General features: G+C 36.2%; 10 protein-coding genes. 3 read left to right on the top strand and 7 right to left on the bottom strand.

Going from position 1 to position 16445, the window contains the following annotated elements:
• Positions 1-245 precede the first annotated feature (245 nt).
• The 3 genes from BM289_RS22950 (at position 246) to BM289_RS22940 (ending at position 6167) form a co-directional block, all read left to right on the top strand.
• Positions 246-1604: a rhamnogalacturonan acetylesterase gene (locus tag BM289_RS22950; RefSeq protein ID WP_244165439.1), complete on the top strand. Its 1359-nt coding sequence runs from the start codon at positions 246-248 to the stop codon at positions 1602-1604.
• 17 nt (positions 1605-1621) lie between these two features.
• Positions 1622-4489 (top strand): glycoside hydrolase family 2 TIM barrel-domain containing protein, encoded by a 2868-nt coding sequence (locus BM289_RS22945; RefSeq protein ID WP_091498186.1) that lies wholly within the window; start codon positions 1622-1624, stop codon positions 4487-4489.
• Positions 4490-4658: 169 nt separating this feature from the next.
• Positions 4659-6167, top strand: coding sequence for a rhamnogalacturonan acetylesterase (locus tag BM289_RS22940; protein WP_091498182.1), 1509 nt, complete (start codon positions 4659-4661; stop codon positions 6165-6167).
• A 76-nt stretch (positions 6168-6243) separates the two neighbouring features.
• On the opposite strand, the gene BM289_RS22935 is transcribed toward BM289_RS22940, so the two are convergent.
• The 7 genes from BM289_RS22935 to BM289_RS22905 form a co-directional block, all read right to left on the bottom strand.
• Entirely contained in the window at positions 6244-8691 is a 2448-nt protein-coding gene (locus BM289_RS22935; RefSeq protein ID WP_091498335.1) for a glycosyl hydrolase 115 family protein, read from the bottom strand.
• A gap of 104 nt (positions 8692-8795) precedes the next feature.
• On the bottom strand, positions 8796-10124 hold the full coding sequence (locus BM289_RS22930) for a rhamnogalacturonidase (RefSeq protein ID WP_091498180.1): 1329 nt from the start codon (positions 10122-10124) through the stop codon (positions 8796-8798).
• Positions 10125-10358: 234 nt separating this feature from the next.
• Positions 10359-11693, bottom strand: coding sequence for a TolB-like translocation protein (locus BM289_RS22925; RefSeq protein WP_091498178.1), 1335 nt, complete (start codon positions 11691-11693; stop codon positions 10359-10361).
• 194 nt (positions 11694-11887) lie between these two features.
• Positions 11888-13222 carry a glycoside hydrolase family 88/105 protein gene (locus BM289_RS22920; RefSeq protein WP_091498175.1) on the bottom strand — a complete coding sequence of 445 codons (1335 nt, stop codon included), beginning with the start codon at positions 13220-13222 and terminating at the stop codon, positions 11888-11890.
• A gap of 108 nt (positions 13223-13330) precedes the next feature.
• The gene (gene rhaM, locus BM289_RS22915; RefSeq protein WP_091498173.1) at positions 13331-13660 is read right to left on the bottom strand and encodes an L-rhamnose mutarotase; all 330 of its coding nucleotides are present in this window, start codon (positions 13658-13660) and stop codon (positions 13331-13333) included.
• Between the two features lie 3 nt (positions 13661-13663).
• Positions 13664-14680, bottom strand: a complete 1017-nt coding sequence (locus BM289_RS22910) for a family 43 glycosylhydrolase (RefSeq protein ID WP_091498170.1) — start codon at positions 14678-14680, stop codon at positions 13664-13666.
• A 48-nt stretch (positions 14681-14728) separates the two neighbouring features.
• Positions 14729-16267 carry a sialate O-acetylesterase gene (locus BM289_RS22905; RefSeq protein WP_091498167.1) on the bottom strand — a complete coding sequence of 513 codons (1539 nt, stop codon included), beginning with the start codon at positions 16265-16267 and terminating at the stop codon, positions 14729-14731.
• Between the last annotated feature and the right edge of the window lie 178 nt (positions 16268-16445).

The following is a 16445-nucleotide window of genomic DNA, read 5'->3' as shown; positions in this document are numbered from 1 at the left end:
AAATATTATGTTTTTAAAATAAACATATAACGAAATTATTTATTGATTTTTTTATTAATTCAATATTATTTTCATGCAATTTCTTTGTTTTTTCACTACATCGTATCCTGTACATACCTGACTTATAAGATTATTTTTTATTGAAACTTTATTTTTTTGTTCGTTTTTTAACATCATAGTACAGGATACTATATAAAACCATAAGGATTAGATTTGAAAAACAAATAAATTAAAATCTCAAAAAATTGACTAAATTTTTTAAATATTCGTATTTATTCTTGCTTTCTATTTTAATGCCGTTTTCAGCATTTTCAAATAATTCAACGAAAAATGTATTGGATAACAAAACAGTTTCTGAAGACAGTCTAAAAAAGACAATGCTCTTTCAGTTTGGCAGCGATTTAAAAATCAAAAAAGGAATTGAAGTAGCCAAATCTTTACAATACAAATCTGATTTAGGATATGGATTTGATTTTAATACCGAATCCCACCTAAAACTCAATTCAAATTCTTTTTCTATTGAAAAACCTGTCTACTTTTCGGTGAAACTTCCTGAAGGAAATTATCAGGTTGAAGTAGTTTTAGGAAGTGCTCAAAAAGACCTTAAAACAACCATAAAAGCAGAATCCCGCCGATTAATGGTTAATGAGTTTATTGTTGCAAAAGGAAAATCGGCAGTACAGGTTTTTAATGTAAATGTTAGAAATCCTAAAATTGATGATAATCTGAATGTTACTCTTAAAGACCGCGAAAAAGACATCTTGGATTGGGATGATAAATTGACACTAGAATTCTTAGGCGAAACAGCCGTTCAAAGCATCAAAATCACCAAAAAAGACAATTTGACGGTTCTCTATCTAGCCGGAGATTCTACAGTTACTGACCAAGATGTAGAGCCTTGGGCATCGTGGGGACAATTTATTACGAACTATTTTAATGAAAATGTTGTTGTCATAAACTACGCTTATTCTGGTTCTTCATTAAGTTCTTTTAAAGCCAGTAACCGCTTAAAAAAAATACTCTCCCAAATCAAAAAAGGAGATTACCTCTTTGTAGAATTTGGTCATAATGACGAAAAAATCAAAGGCGACGGCAATGGCCCATGGGAATCGTATTCCAATTTACTGACCGAATTTACTCAAGCAGCTAAAGATAAAGGCGCAATTCCGATTTTAGTTACTCCAACACAACGCCGTTTTTTTAATGAAAACGGAACTCTAAAAGATACACATGGCGATTTCCCTCCAGCTATGCGTGCTGTAGCTCAAAAAAACAATACAGCCCTCATAGACATTACAAAAATGACAACCGAACTTTACGAAACTTGGGGCGACGAAGCATCCAAAAAAGCTTTTGTACAATATCCTGCCAATACCTTTCCGGGTCAGGAAAAAGCATTAGACGACAACACACACTTTAATAGTTTTGGAGCCAACGAAATTACGCTATGCGTTATTAAAGGAATTCGTCAGCTTGACCTTCCGCTCAAAAAGCAAATCAAAAAAGATATTCCGGATTACGACCCGAAAGAACCTAACTATATTTCGAGCTGGACACTGCCTATGAGCGCTCGCTTTGAAATTTCTAAACCAGATGGAAACTAACCAAAGAACCCACTTTTATGCAACTAAAAAAACTTAAAATTCAGTGGATCACAGCCCTGACCATTTTTATTTCGTTACACCTTACAGCACAGCAGACTGACAAAATCTATCTTTCGGGAAAAGATTTTGAACATCCTGTACAATGGGATTTTTACTGCACCGATGGCAATAACAGTAAAAAATGGTCAAAAATAAATGTTCCTTCTCAATGGGAATTAGAAGGTTTTGGAGAATATACCTACGGTCGGTGGTATAAAGAACTAAATCAAAAAGAACCAAGCAAAGAAGAAGGTTTATACAAATATGAATTTGAAGTTCCAGCGTCTTACAAGGAAAAGGAAGTGAAGATTGTTTTTGGCGGTGCCATGACGGACACCGAAGTAAAAGTAAATGGAAAACTGGCAGGCGCTATTCATCAAGGCGGTTTTTATGAGTTTAAATATGATATTTCATCGTTAGTAACTTATGGTGCTAAAAATATTCTGGAAGTTCATGTCTGGAAACACTCTGCCAATAAATCGGTTAACGCGGCCGAAAGAAGAGCGGATTGGTGGTTGTTTGGAGGTATTTATCGTCCGGTTTGGCTGGAAGTTTCTCCAAAAACAAATATTCAGCATATTGCGGTAAATCCAAAAATGGATGGCAGTATGACAATTGATTTGGATTTAAAAAATATTCCAAAAAACACCACTTTAGAAGCCTCTTTAAAAGGTTTGAACGGAGAAAGTCTGGAAATTTTTTCTTTTCCGCTTAAAGCGAAAACTACTAAAGAAAAGATTTCGGCACAATGGAAAAACATCAAACCTTGGAATCCGGAAAGTCCTAATTTGTACGAGTTGCAATTGGTTTTAAAACAAAACGGAAATAGTATTCATCAATACAATAAAAAAATAGGTTTCAGGACTCTGGAGTTTAAAAAACAGGACGGAATTTACGTAAACGGAACTAAAATTGTCATGAAGGGAATTAACCGTCATTCGTTTTGGCCGGAAGGAGGACGAAGTACCAGCAAACGCATCAGTGAACTGGACGGAAAACTAATCAAAGATATGAACATGAATGCTGTCCGCGGGCATTATCCTCCAGACGAACACTTTCTGGAAGTTTGTGACTCTCTTGGAATTTTTGTTTTAAATGAACTGGCAGGCTGGCAAAACTCATACGATACTGAAACAGGAACGAAATTGGTCAGCGAAATGGTAACACGCGACGTGAATCATCCTTCTGTAATTATCTGGGATAATGGTAATGAAGGCGGCTGGAATTATGAAGTCGATAAAGTTTTTGCCGATAAAGACCCTCAGAAACGAATTGTGATTCATCCGTGGGCCGATTTTAATGGCTGGGATACGCATCATTATCCAACTTATTTAACAGGAATGCATCGTTTTAATGCTGGCGAAAATGTGTTTTTCCCAACCGAATTCATGCACGGAACTTATGATAACGGACATGGCGCCGCACTCGAAGATTTCTGGAACCGCTACAAAGAAAGTCCGCTTTTTGCTGGAGGTTTTATGTGGGCAATGCTCGACGAAGCCGTAAAACGCTCTGACTGGACTGGAGATGTAAAATTTGATTCCAAAGGTTCTTTAGCAGCCGATGGAATTCTAGGCCCTCATCGCGAAAAAGAAGGAAGTTATTATACTGTAAAAGAGGTTTGGGCACCCATACAATTTCAGCCAAAACAAGTAACTCCAGATTTTGACGGTTCTTTTTTGATTACAAATGACTATTTGTTTAGTAATCTGAATTCGTGCAGCATGGAATTTAAAGTGCTAAAATCTGATGCTGATGTTTTATACAGCAATAAAAATGCACAAGCAATAAGTTCTGGTCAAATTCAAATTCCTGATATAAATCCGGGAGAAACACGTAGAATTCAGTTTACGGTTCCAAACAATTTTGCAGAAGGAGATGTACTTTCTATTACCGCTTATGACCAGTTCAATAAAGAAATTTATACTTGGACATGGCCAATTCATAAAGCGCTTTTTTATGCAAATAAGTTCTTAGCCGTTCAAATTACAAAAGCAAAAGCATCGGCAATTAAAACTGCAACCGAAGTTACTTTAAAAGGAAATAATGTTACCGTTGTTCTCAATGCTGCTAATGGAGAAATTACTTCTGTTAAAAACGGAATTTCAACTATTCCATTAACAAATGGCCCGCGTCCTATTGGAATGAAAGCGAAACTAAAAGACATTCAAGTTTCACAAGAGGGAGATAAAGCAGTTTGTTTGGTTTCCTATGTTGGTGGAATTTCAACTATAAAATGGACAATGGAAGCTGACGGAAGATTTAAAATGGAAATGATTGTACTGAAAAACGAAAAAGCACCAAGCGGTTTTGATGGTTTTGACGGAGCATTTTTTGAAGATAAAATCAATTCTTTCGGAATCACTTTCAGTTTTCCTGAAAAGGATGTCACGGGTATGAAATGGTTTGGAAGGGGGCCATACCGTGTTTGGAAAAATAGAATAAAAGGCACTACCTACGGAATTTGGGAGAAAGATTATAATACTACAATTACAGGAGAAAGTTTTGAAAATCTGGTATATCCTGAATTTAAAGGTTATCATGCTAATGTTATTGGAGCGAATTTAAAAGCAGGTACTTCTTCTTTTAAAGTTTTCAGTGAATCTGATAATCTATTTTTGAGGTTATTTACTCCAGACTTGCCTAAAAATGGTTTCCCTGGCAGTTATCCGCAACCGGCTTTTCCGGAAGGAGATATTTCGTTTATGTATGAAATTCCGGCCATGAGAGATTTTAAACCTCTTGAACAACAAGGGCCTCAAAGTCAGCCTACCAATATCCGCATCAAAAGTGGCGATGAAGGAATCAAAATGAACCTATGGTTTGATTTTAGAGATAAAATATAGTTTCAGTTTTAAGGGCTAAATCTTTTAACCGCAAAGAACGCAAAGATTTTATCTGCTTATACTGAAAAAAATAAGTTCGCAAAGCTTTGCGCTCATTGCGTAAAACCTTTGCGAAACTTTGCGGTTAAGCAAACAAGCAAAACATTTTTCAAAATTTATAATTCAAAACATGAAATTATTTAAAATACTTATTGCATTACTTTTGGCTGTATTATTTTTCAATTTTACATCAAAACAAGACAATAGACCTACTCTTTTTATGGTTGGAGATTCGACTGTGAAAAATGGTAAAGGAGATGGAACCGGCGGTCTATGGGGCTGGGGAGATTTCATTGGGCAATATCTTGATACGACAAAAATCAAGATTGAAAATCATGCTTTGGGAGGCACAAGCAGTCGTACCTTTCAGGATAAAGGATTGTGGACAGCGGTTTTAAATAAACTGAGAAAAGGAGATTATGTACTGATTCAGTTTGGACATAATGATAATGGCCCTGTAAATGATAGTCTCCGCGCAAGGGGCACCATTAAAGGAATTGGTTCTGAAACCCAAGAAATCGACAATATCCTAACCAAAAAACACGAAATTGTACATACTTACGGCTGGTATATTCAGAAGGTAGTTCGTGAAGCGAAATCAAAAGGTGCAATTCCGATTATTTGCTCTCCAATTCCGCGCAATGACTGGCAGAATGGAAAAGTACCTCGAAATGACACATCATACGGATTATGGGCTAAACAGATTGCGGAAAAGGAAAAGGTAACTTTTATTAACCTGAACGAAAAAATGGCTCTCGAAATGGAAAAATTTGGCGAGGCAAAAGTTACCGGCACTTATTTCTATAAAAGAGACCACACGCATACATCAGCAAAAGGAGCTGTGCTTTCCGCTTCTGTTATTATTGATGAATTGAAAAACAGTAAAAATTCTCTAAAAAAATACATTTTAGACCATCCAAAAATTGTACTTCCTGCCAAGAAAAAAGTCTTTTTGATTGGCGATTCCACTATGGCTAACAATAACAATAATCCTGATGCTGTGGGCTGGGGAGTTCCGTTTCCTCAATATTGCGATACGACCAGAATCGAAGTAATCAATAAAGCACGCGGTGGCAGAAGCACAAGAACTTTTGATTATGAAGGTTTATGGAATGAAGTAAAAAATCAGCTCGAACCCGGAAATTTCATTCTCATTCAGTTTGGACATAATGATGCTGGCGATATTGATAAAGAAAAATTCAGAGGTTCCTTGAAAGGAAACGGCGAAGAAACGCAGGAAGTTACCCGTCCAGACGGAACTAAAGAGATTGTTCATACTTTTGGTTGGTATATGGAGAAATTCATTCGTGAAGCCAAAGAAAAAGGCGCCATTCCAATTGTTCTTAGTCAGACACCTCGAAATGAATGGCCGAATGACAAAGTAGAACGAAGAACCGATACTTATGGCAATTGGTCGAAAATTGCCGCAGAAAAACAAGATGTTCTCTACATTGATTTGAATGAAATTGTGGCGCAAAAATATGAGTTATTCGGAAAAGAAAAAGTAAAGGCTTTTTTTCCAAAAGACCATACGCATACTGGTCTGGAAGGTGCACAAATGAACGCGCTTACCGTGGCTGAAAGCATTCAAAAACTAAAAAACTGTAATTTGAGGGATTATATTGAAATCCCGAAATAAAGCCAGTTAAGGACTTGAAGTTCTCAAGGATGGGAAACATAAAAAACAAGTAGTTTCAAACTACTTTTTAGACCAATCAATTTTGTTTCAACGGAATTTCATATGTTCCTCCTTCAACAGCTGGATAAACTGCTAATTGGTCGAGTACAATTCCGGTTTGATTGACTTCAATCTTAACGATATGTTTTCCTTTTGAAAGATTTGAGGCTGGAATTTTTACGATTGCACTGTTTCTAAGCACATTTTCTTTCCAAGTTTTGTCACGGTCTTTGGTGTTTATTTTAAAGTATTCCGTGCTTTTTCCGTCGACTTGAATTCCGATTTTATGGTCAAAATTATTCGAATGTGTTGGAAGCAAACGCACTTCAATCTCATATTCACCTGATTTTTCAATTTTAAATTCATAAGAAACAGACGGTTTTTCATTTTGAAAATAACGTTGAGTAAACGGAAACAACGTCAAGGCATCATCACTATATCCTAAACCTTCAATTGTTTTCCATTGATAATTTTTGGTGTCTTTTTTAGAAGTAAATTGATTGGCTTGAATGTAAATTCTATCTGCTGTTTTCCCTGACTTTTCCTTAGAATTTTCATTCTTTTTAACTGCTTCAAAAACGGGCAGTTTTCGTGGTTGCATTGACATCATATAATTCCATTTACCATTGCTTACTTTTTCATTATAAAAAAGAGTCAATTCTTGAATTTTCTCAAAAGACTGAGCTACTAAAGCATTATACTTTTCTTTTTGAGTTACATCTGAAGCCATAGCTGCTAAATTCCAATACAAAAATTTATAATTCATATAAGCAGCACCTTTAACAGGATAAACTATCAATTGAAACCATGCGTCTTTTCTTTCGTCTGGAACAAATTTTTCCAGTTCGTCAATCTTCTGGACTAAATTTTCATACGCCTTTATTCGGTTTAAGGATTCTTCTTCAGAAAAATCAGAAAATTTAACGGGAGTTGTCGGTTCTGTCTGGCTCCATCCCATATATTCAGGCTTTCTGAGCATTGCCAAACGGTAATATTCTTTCATAATCAATGCCGACTCTTCACTTACTACAGCAGAAAACTCTCTTGCCGTCCAGTTTTTCAGATATTCATCAAGTCCATCCGATTTAATGCTGTTGACATTCCATGCCAAATCTAGAAAAAACTCGGTATCGTATTCTGCAGGTTTAATATCACCAACATTGACTATCCACATCTTTCTTGCGCCATTTTGATAAGCTTTTGTCATTTCGTACCAAATCAAACCTGGCTGTGTGGTGCTCAACCAAAGATAATCATGAGGACGTCCCCAATAACTAATGTGGTAATATACGCCGCTTCCTCCTGTTCGCTTTTGTTCTTCAAGACTGCTCAAACGACGAATGTAACCGTAATTATCATCGGGCCAAACAAGCGTTATATCGTCTGGAACTTTGAGTCCGTTATCATATAATTCCAATACTTCTTTATATGGAACAAAAGCCTGAGGAATGGCTGAAAGCGGTTTTTTAAAAGTGTTTGAAAGCATCTCACGCTGGTTTAGAATAATCTGCTCCACCATTGCGATTGATTCCTTTAAATCTTTTGCTCCTTCCATTTTACTATCGTGAACACCACGCATTCCCAATGTCATAATAATTTCATTTTGAGCCGATTTTAATTCATCCAATCGCTCCTGCCAATATTTATCAACCTGAGATTTATTCGTAAAATAATTGTAATCGCCGTAGATTTTCTGCTTCCATTCGTCAACATTGTTTCTCAGCATCGGTTCGGCATGAGAAGAGCCAATCACAATTCGATATTGTTGTGCCATTTCCTTATTCCCCGAAAGGGTAAAAAAACCTCTTGTAGACGGATGCATGGCGGGCCAAATTGTATTTGCTTTTAGACGCAGCAACAACTGAAAAATTTTCTCGTAGGTTTTGGGACCGATATCTCCTGTTTCTGGTTCAAAAGTCTTGGCTGCCCAAGGCTGTAATCCCCAGTCTTCATCATTTAGAAAAATACCTCGATACTGCACAGATGGAGCTGCAATGATTCCTTTTGGTGGAAGATACAACGAAAGATTTTCTTTTTTTAACGGATGAACATCTGCCCACCATTTCCACGGAGAAATTCCGAGACGTTCGGCAATTTCAAAAACTGCGTAAACAGTTCCCCTGACATCTGAACCAACAATGAGAAGATTATCTTTTTCTTTTTTAATTGAAAATTTTTCCCAGTGATTCGCTAATTCTTTCTGATTGTTTTTGGATTGAAATAATTTTGAAGAAACCTGACCAACATAAATTCCCTTTTTTAAAACTTTATTTGTAGTACCAATTTCAGGACGTTTTCCTGTTATTTCCTTAATGTCATCTGCTAGTTCGTTTACAGCCCAAATGATTAGTGAATCTGTGTTTTTGTCAATGAAAATGTTTACCGCATGATTGGAATCTGCAATTAAAAACTCAGTTGCATTTTTATTTTGACAAAAGACATTTATAGATAAAATTAAGAAAATTAATAGCAGTGTTTTTTTCATTGTCATTGTTTTTTGCCACAAAAGCACTAAGGCACAAAGTCATTTTTTAAAATTCGGCAGTTAAAAACCTTTGTCTCTTTGTCTCTTTGTCTCTTTGCACCTAATTACTCAACCAACTCCTTATTCACATAAACATTCTTAAAAGTCACGCCATTTATCAAACTCTTGTCAATATTTGTTTTTACTGATTCGATATTCAGGTTTTCGAAAGTGAAATTAGACAAACGAACATTCCGGTCGTTTTCAACTCCATAAAAAGTATCGCATTTCAATTCGATGTTTTTCATCGTCACATTATCACCGTAAGAAAGCGGAATATCAGGGCGTCCTTTCAAATCAAAGAACTGTTTCCAGGCAAAAACTGCCAATCCAGTTTTTGCTTCTCCTTTAATATCTTCAACTCTGATATATTCATAGCGTTGCGGAGTATCAGGTCTCATTTTCAGCCACAATAATCTTGAAGCGCCGTCAATTTTACAATTGCGCATAATTACATTTCTATTGTGAATTGCCTCGCTTCCGTTAGTCAAAGCCGAATGACAGAATCCGAAATTACAGTCTTCTATAATAATATTTTTGTTTGCGCCATTGTTCGGGTCTTGGTCGGCATAAGGCCCTTTTCCGCCTTTAAGTGCAACAGCGTCGTCATTAACCGACATAAAACAGCCTTTTATTAAAACATTGGTACAGATATCAACATCAATAGCGTCGGTACTTGGCGCTTTATCTTTAACGTGAGGCGAAAAAATATACAAATCGAGCAGTTTAACATTATTGCATTTGTAAAAATGATTCGTCCAAAAACCAGAATTAATCAATTTTACATCCTGAAACTGCACATTATTTGAATTCCACACAAATACTAATCTCGGTCTCGAAACTTCCAGATTGGTGCATTTTGGATTTTCTTTACGACGCTCCCAAAAAGCATCCCAGTATTTTTTTCCGTTTCCGTTAATCGTTCCTTTTCCTGAAATTGAAAAATTATCAACTCCGTACGCATTGACCAAAGCTGGGAAATAATCTAAATTCTGTCCTTCCATTCTCGAAGCCATAATCGGAAAATCAGCGATATTATCAGAACCTTTCAAAACACCGCCTTCACTAACATACAGCTTAGTTTTAGGCTTAAAAAACAAGGCACCACTCAGGAAAACACCTTTTGGAATTACAATAACACCGCCACCTTTTGCAGCTGCTTTATCTATTACTTTCTGAATGGCTACTGTCTGTATTTTGGTACTGTCAGTTCCTACTCCGTGGTCGGTAATTTTATATTGTTTTCCTAATTTTTTAAGCTCTAATTTGGTATAATCTTTAAACCATGGTGTAATTTCGCTTCCATCGGGAAAATTGTCATTGCTGTATTTTTGTGAAGATGCATTTTGAACCATTCCTAAAATGCAAAAAACTAAAGTGAAAAACTTTTTCATTGTACCTTGTTTTTGTTTTATTATCTAATGGCAGTTTGAGTTACAGAAATATAATTTCTTGTACTGCCCTAATTTGATTTTCTTTTATATGACCAATTTGGTCTTTCTCCAGTTCCATAAACAGTTTAGATATAATGATATTGGCAAGGAAAATAATCCAGAATACTGTTTTTTTTCATTGTTTATATTTTTGTTTCGATTGAGTTTCAATTGGAATTTGGAATTCTTATAAAGCTATTTTCTCTTCAGCCATTCTTTAGGCACATTTACGATACAGATATTCAAAGTTCTGTTATCCTCAGAAAGCATTGCTGACTGAATTTGAATTTTAGTTCCATCCCTGTTAAAAGTCGGATGCACATGATCTGCTGCGGTTTGTTTGTGGCCTGTTGTCAGCATTATCATTTCGTTGGTTTTACGATCGATTAAATATAAACTTCTGGAGAAATCATCCCCAACGGCCCATCTTCCATCAGGAGAACCGTGTACGTGCCATAATCCGCTGCCACTTTTGGTTTGTCCAGCAATAATCATTTCGCGGGTTCTTAAATTTACAATCGCTAAACCTGTTGGTTTTTCTCGTGTTCCCGAATTTCCCCAATTGCTTTCTTGTCCTGGATTTTGTGGATTTCTGACTTCTGTGCTTTCGGTAACTTCAACCGGAGTTTCTTTTTGAATATCAATTTTTCGGTGTCCCATAATCGCCATTGCCACCTCATCTTTAGAAATTACCGCTTCGTGAGTTACCCATTCATAATCTGATTCTGGATACAACGATCTTAAACCCGTACCGTCTGCCATAACCGTCCAAGTACGCTGAGGCGATTTGCCACCAGTTTCCCAGCAGAAAACCAGTTCGCCCGGATTCCAGATATTGGATTGAATATGACCCACTTGAAACGGCACCGAAACTACATGTTTCAACTCTCCTGTTTTTAAATTCATACTGGCAATACCTCCAGGACCGGCACCCATATTTCGAGGACCGAAGCTTTTTTCAAGTTTAACATTCGGATCTAAATGTTTAGCTGCTTCTTCTCTTCCAATTCTAAAATACACACGATCTTCATCAGCATCCAAAGCCATATCGCCAGAAGCACCCATTTCTGAAGGTGTTATCCCGCAAATACGTTCGTAAGCTGCAACAGTTTTTATTTTTCCGGCCTGACTGTCCTTGAAAACTGCTTCCAGATTTACTTCCACAATCTGCATTGTATTTTCTTCGCCTTTGCGCATATAATACAATTTCATCGATTTTTGCGCCATACACAAAGTACCGCTGTAACCGCCTTCTGTAACCTGAACCATCACGCCTGATTTTTCATTTACCGCAACTGCATCACCATTGGCTCTTTTGGTTCTAAAAATAAGCCACTCGCCATCTGCTGTCCATTGTGGATGAGTTGGATATGTTTTGGAATCACCTGCCGCTTTCGTAGTTAAAAAGATCAAATCAACACCCGTGACAGGATCTTTGATTATCTTTTTCTCAGATGGGAAGCGTTTTCCAATTTGACTAAAAACTGCTGTGGTGAATAATAATAAAAATATATTTAAAGTTAATTTCATATGCTCTTGATGTTTTGCCACGAAGGCACTAAGACACAAAGGTTCTTTGTTATAATTGCATCATGACGAAGGAAGGATGACAAACCAAGGGTATAAGTACATTCGAAAACCCATAACCCATAACTCTTAACCCATAACTCTTAACTCATAACTCATAACTCATAACTCATAACTCATAACTCATAACTTCACTACTACCCTTTAATTTTCAACTGAATAGAACTGTCATTCATTTCAAATTGATTATTTTTTAAAAGCGTAATTATTTCGGCTCCAGCCAACAACACCGGCCCGTAACCATGAGCTGCAAATAAGTTTATAGGACGATAATAGTAAAAAGCAGGGTCAAATGCCATTCCGGTTCCAACGCAGGTTCCTTCTACCTGACCTTTTTCATTTACTTTAGAGGCTACCGCATTCCACGCTAATAAAACTGCTGGTGCGTAAGCTAGTTTATCCACATAACCACGATTGATTGCTCTTGCAATAGAATAAGTATAAATGGCAGTTGCCGAAGTTTCGAGATAAGAATCGTTTCGGTCCAGCAATTGATGCCAGAAACCTGTTCCGTCTTGATATTGCATAAGCCCAGCGATATGTTTTTGAAGCTGTGCTAAAACCTGAGGATATCCCGGATGATTTTTTGGAAGCACTTCCAATAATTCTACCATAGTCATCACTGCCCATCCATTTGCTCTTGCCCAATGAAATTCAGGATGCAACTGCATTGACTCTACCCATCCGTGCATGTAAATCCCTTTCTGGCTGTTGAACATTCTTTCTGAAAACTGATTGACTTGTTTTACAGCATCATCAAAATATTTTTTATCTCCTGTATAACTGCCCATTTGCGCTAGGGCAGGAACACTCATAAACATATCATCCAGCCAAAGTGTATTATTTTGCGGTCTGTTTCTAGCCAGCGTTCCATCTTTTAGACGATATTCTTTTTCGCTTATGTATTTAATGAAGTTATTTATTACTGGATCAACATTTGCATTTAGTCCTCCTTTTTTTGCTTTGATAAAAGCGGCGCAAAGGGCTCCAGCATCGTCTAATGCATGCGGCTTTAAAACGGTACGAATTGGTGAATCTTGTACATTATCGCTTTTAAAATTTTCGGCTAGATCCGCTATTAATTTAATTCTCTTATTGGCATAATCTGCGTATTCTTTTTTTCCTGTTGCTTCAGACGCTAAAAGCATTCCGGCATAAGTAACTCCCCATTCGTAACTTGTAAGTCTAAAAGAACCAGAAGAAAAAACAAGTTTGCCTTTTGCTTTTTTGAAATCTTTTACTTCTGAATTATCACTTGCATTGAGAACTTTTGAAGCGGTATTTTCTTCAAGAAAATTATATACCCGATTTAAAACGGCTTCAATATTATTTTTTTCCGGAACAACATAAGGCGTTACATAATCTGGTTGCATGGCATGCAAAGGTGTGGTTACATCATTTGTCTGCGCATTCGCGGAAGCAAAAACCCCAAATGCGATTAAGGCAAGTATTTTTACAGATGAATGGTTCATAGTTAGTATTTTTTGGTTAATAAGATTCAATTTAACGCCGCAATAACAATTTTGGTTTCCCAAAGTGGTCTATTATCATTGAAAGCGAAGAAGTTATAAAATTATTTTTTAATCTAAATGAAAAACTTCTTTTAACGGAATGGCAATCGGAGAATTATCTGGATTAGTATCCATTATATCTGCCATATAAGCCCACCATTTTTTTACTAATGGATGGTTCGGCAGGTACTTTTCATCAAAATCGGGATTGATTTTTTGAACTGCAAATAAAATCAGTGTTTCTTTATCCAAAAAAATACTGTAATCCTGTATGCCAGTTTCAGACAATAAAACCTGTAGTTCCGGCCAGATTTCGTCATGTCTTTTTTTATATTCTGCTTCAAAACCCGGTTTTAATTTCATTTTGAAAGCATTTCGAATGGTACTTTTATCTTCCATTTTCTACTGTTTTAAATTGATTTGAACTGATTTGTCACGATTACAGCTGATCTCTCCATTATTATATTCAAGCTCTGCCACCTGAATAGAACTTCTTTTGGTTTCATAGCTATCCACTCCTTTGTTTTCTGGAGTTCTTCCGGGGTGAGTGAAATAAAAAATATACGCTTTCCCGTCATTTACCACTATATCTGCATGTCCTCCAATTACTTTATCATCTTGGCCACTTCCGGGAAGCTGCAGTATATTTTTTTCTTGACGGTTCCAGTTTAGAAAATCTTCTGAAGAATATACATTCAATCCTCTCCAGGAATCAGAAATCAGCCAGTTTTTTCCTTTCCAAAAAAAGACTTTTGGCCCTTCGCCACGGTCTTTTATAATTTTTGTACCGCTGTCTTTCCAATTATACAAATCATTACTGTCTACATAATAAATCGATTTTCCATCATTTTCATTATTGTAAAACATTCTCCATGTTCCATTTGGAAGTCTGAATACCGAAGCGTCAATACATCGCTCAGAAGCCAATTTTAGTTCCGATTCAAACTTCCAGTCCATCAAATTACTGCTGGTCAGATGAATTATCGAACGCGGATGATACCAGTCATTAAATATTCCTGGTACAATCGTTAGATACATGTGGTATTTATTTTGATACTCAATTACATCTGGAGCCCAGTAGGTTATATCTTTAAGTTTATAATCGATGTTACAAGTATCTTTGTACGTCCACTTTGCGCCGTCTTTTGAAACTGCAATTCCGATTTTAGTGCCGTGAACCCATGTTATTCCTTTGGCCGTCGAATCATTTGCTCTTCGGTTGGTGTAAAACATAAACCACAGCTTTTCTTTTTTGTTCCAGATAATTGTTGGGTCGGCTGCTCCGTCAAAAATTGGATCGCGATACAATGGTTTTGGCGCTGTTTGTTTCAAATCTTTTTTTGCTTCTTGCGCACTCAATGTCATGCTGAAAAATACAACAACAAGGTTCAAGAAAAGATGTTTTGAATTTAATTTCATTCCATTTTGTTTAAAAATTTCTCTCGCAGATTTCGCAGATTTTGCAGATTATTTACTTTGAATATTATTTGTTTTACTCTCCCAATCATCAGTCCTAAAAGGAGATGCTGGAAGATTTTCTGCATTAAATAAATTTGGATTCGGAACAGCTTTCCATGCAAAACGTACAGCCTCAGGATTTTTTACTTTAGAAGAAGAAACTATAATTGTTTTGCCATCAATTTTTGCTTCTGCAGGATAAAAAACTTGATCGCTTCCTGCAATTTCAAACTCTTTTAAATCCCCTGTCTTTTTAAATCCGTTTTCTGCCTCATCAAAAAACAACTGAATTTTCTGTTTTTTGATTTTCATATGATTGTAAGCTGGTCCAGAATACACTAGATCCTTTTCATCATACGTTTTAGATCTTGCCAATAAAGCTAAACGATAACCAACTGTTTGTTTGTCTATAGGATGAATGTTGTTTTCATCTCCGACATCTGTAGTCACAACCATTCCGGTATTTCGAACCGATTTTGAAACCAATAATTGTGCTTCTCTTATATCAGGATTTTGGCCTTTGTGCGGCGCAATCTGAACAAAATAAAACGGAAAATCTCCTTGATTCCAGTCGCTTCTCCAATTTTTTATCATAGCAGGAAAAAGACTTCTGTACAAAAATGCTTTTGAAGCATTACTTTCTCCCTGATACCAAATTACCCCTTTTATAGTGTAATTGATTAATGGATGCAACATGGCATTGTACAACACATAAGAAGTTTTGTTTTCTTCTTTTTTCGGTTTTTTAAGCTCCGTTTTCGTTATATCATTATGATTTGAAATTCTTTCCGTTTTTAAATCTGCGTAATATTTTTCTAGTTTCTCTTGAAACTCTTTTTCATTCTTGGCATCATTTTCTAATATTCCCAAAAAGTCTGGATTTTCTTCCAATACTTTCTGCGAAGTCCAAGCTTCTGCTTTTGTTCCTCCCCAAGAAGACGAAATTAATCCTATTGGGACTTTCAAATTTTGGTACAAATCGCGTCCAAAAAAATAAGCCACGGCAGAAAATGTTTTGATGGTGTTTGGTGAACATTCTTTCCAGTTTCCACTGACGTCATCTAAAGGCTTTTGAGAAGCTTTGGTTGGAACGGTAAATAATCTGATGGCTGGAAAATTGGCATTTTGAATTTCTTGCTCGTAGTTTTTAACACCCGTTTTCCAAGTACCCTCTTCTTTTCCAACAGGAAAGTACATATTTGATTGTCCAGAACAAACCCAGACTTCTCCAATCAGTATATTTTTTAGAATGATTTTATTTGAAGCTTCAATTGTGATTTCATAACTTTTTTCACTTCCTTGAGGCGTTTCAACAGCCGTTTTCCATCTACCGTCAGCATTAGTTGTAACTTCTATTGCATTCTGCTGCCACCCTAGGGTAATATTTATTTTTTCGTTAGGAGAAGCCCATCCCCATAAATTAACTTTTGAATTTTGCTGTAAGACCATATTATCCCCTACCAAATCTGGCAGTTTCACCTGTGCCGACACAGTCAGCCCTAGTCCAAAAAAAATAAATAATACAAAAATTTTTATCGAATAAATCATTAGTTATATAATTTTAATCCTAAAATTTTAAAGATATAACACTAAATCGTTATCCGTATCCTGTAGTGCCCTGTTTATTAAATACATCCTAACATTCATGATTAATTCTAAAACACAATAGCATCATCAGTTCTGATATTTTCAATTTTAAAACAACAATTCCAATTACAGTTCGGCT

It is taken from the genome of Flavobacterium phragmitis (assembly GCF_900112575.1).
GTDB classification, from domain to species: Bacteria; Bacteroidota; Bacteroidia; order Flavobacteriales; family Flavobacteriaceae; genus Flavobacterium; species Flavobacterium phragmitis.
Note: the sequence above shows the minus strand (reverse complement) of the source record. Positions and strands in the feature narration are given on the sequence as shown.

What these genes read in the sequence shown, in the direction of transcription:
- BM289_RS22945 (WP_091498186.1), top strand. Translation starts at nt 1,622, where the DNA reads ATGCAACTAAAAAAACTTAAAATTCAGTGGATCACAGCCCTGACCATT.
- BM289_RS22925 (WP_091498178.1), bottom strand. Translation starts at nt 11,693, where the DNA reads ATGAAATTAACTTTAAATATATTTTTATTATTATTCACCACAGCAGTT.
- BM289_RS22935 (WP_091498335.1), bottom strand. Translation starts at nt 8,691, where the DNA reads ATGAAAAAAACACTGCTATTAATTTTCTTAATTTTATCTATAAATGTC.
- BM289_RS22920 (WP_091498175.1), bottom strand. Translation starts at nt 13,222, where the DNA reads ATGAACCATTCATCTGTAAAAATACTTGCCTTAATCGCATTTGGGGTT.
- BM289_RS22940 (WP_091498182.1), top strand. Translation starts at nt 4,659, where the DNA reads ATGAAATTATTTAAAATACTTATTGCATTACTTTTGGCTGTATTATTT.
- BM289_RS22930 (WP_091498180.1), bottom strand. Translation starts at nt 10,124, where the DNA reads ATGAAAAAGTTTTTCACTTTAGTTTTTTGCATTTTAGGAATGGTTCAA.
- rhaM (WP_091498173.1), bottom strand. Translation starts at nt 13,660, where the DNA reads ATGGAAGATAAAAGTACCATTCGAAATGCTTTCAAAATGAAATTAAAA.
- BM289_RS22905 (WP_091498167.1), bottom strand. Translation starts at nt 16,267, where the DNA reads ATGATTTATTCGATAAAAATTTTTGTATTATTTATTTTTTTTGGACTA.
- BM289_RS22910 (WP_091498170.1), bottom strand. Translation starts at nt 14,680, where the DNA reads ATGAAATTAAATTCAAAACATCTTTTCTTGAACCTTGTTGTTGTATTT.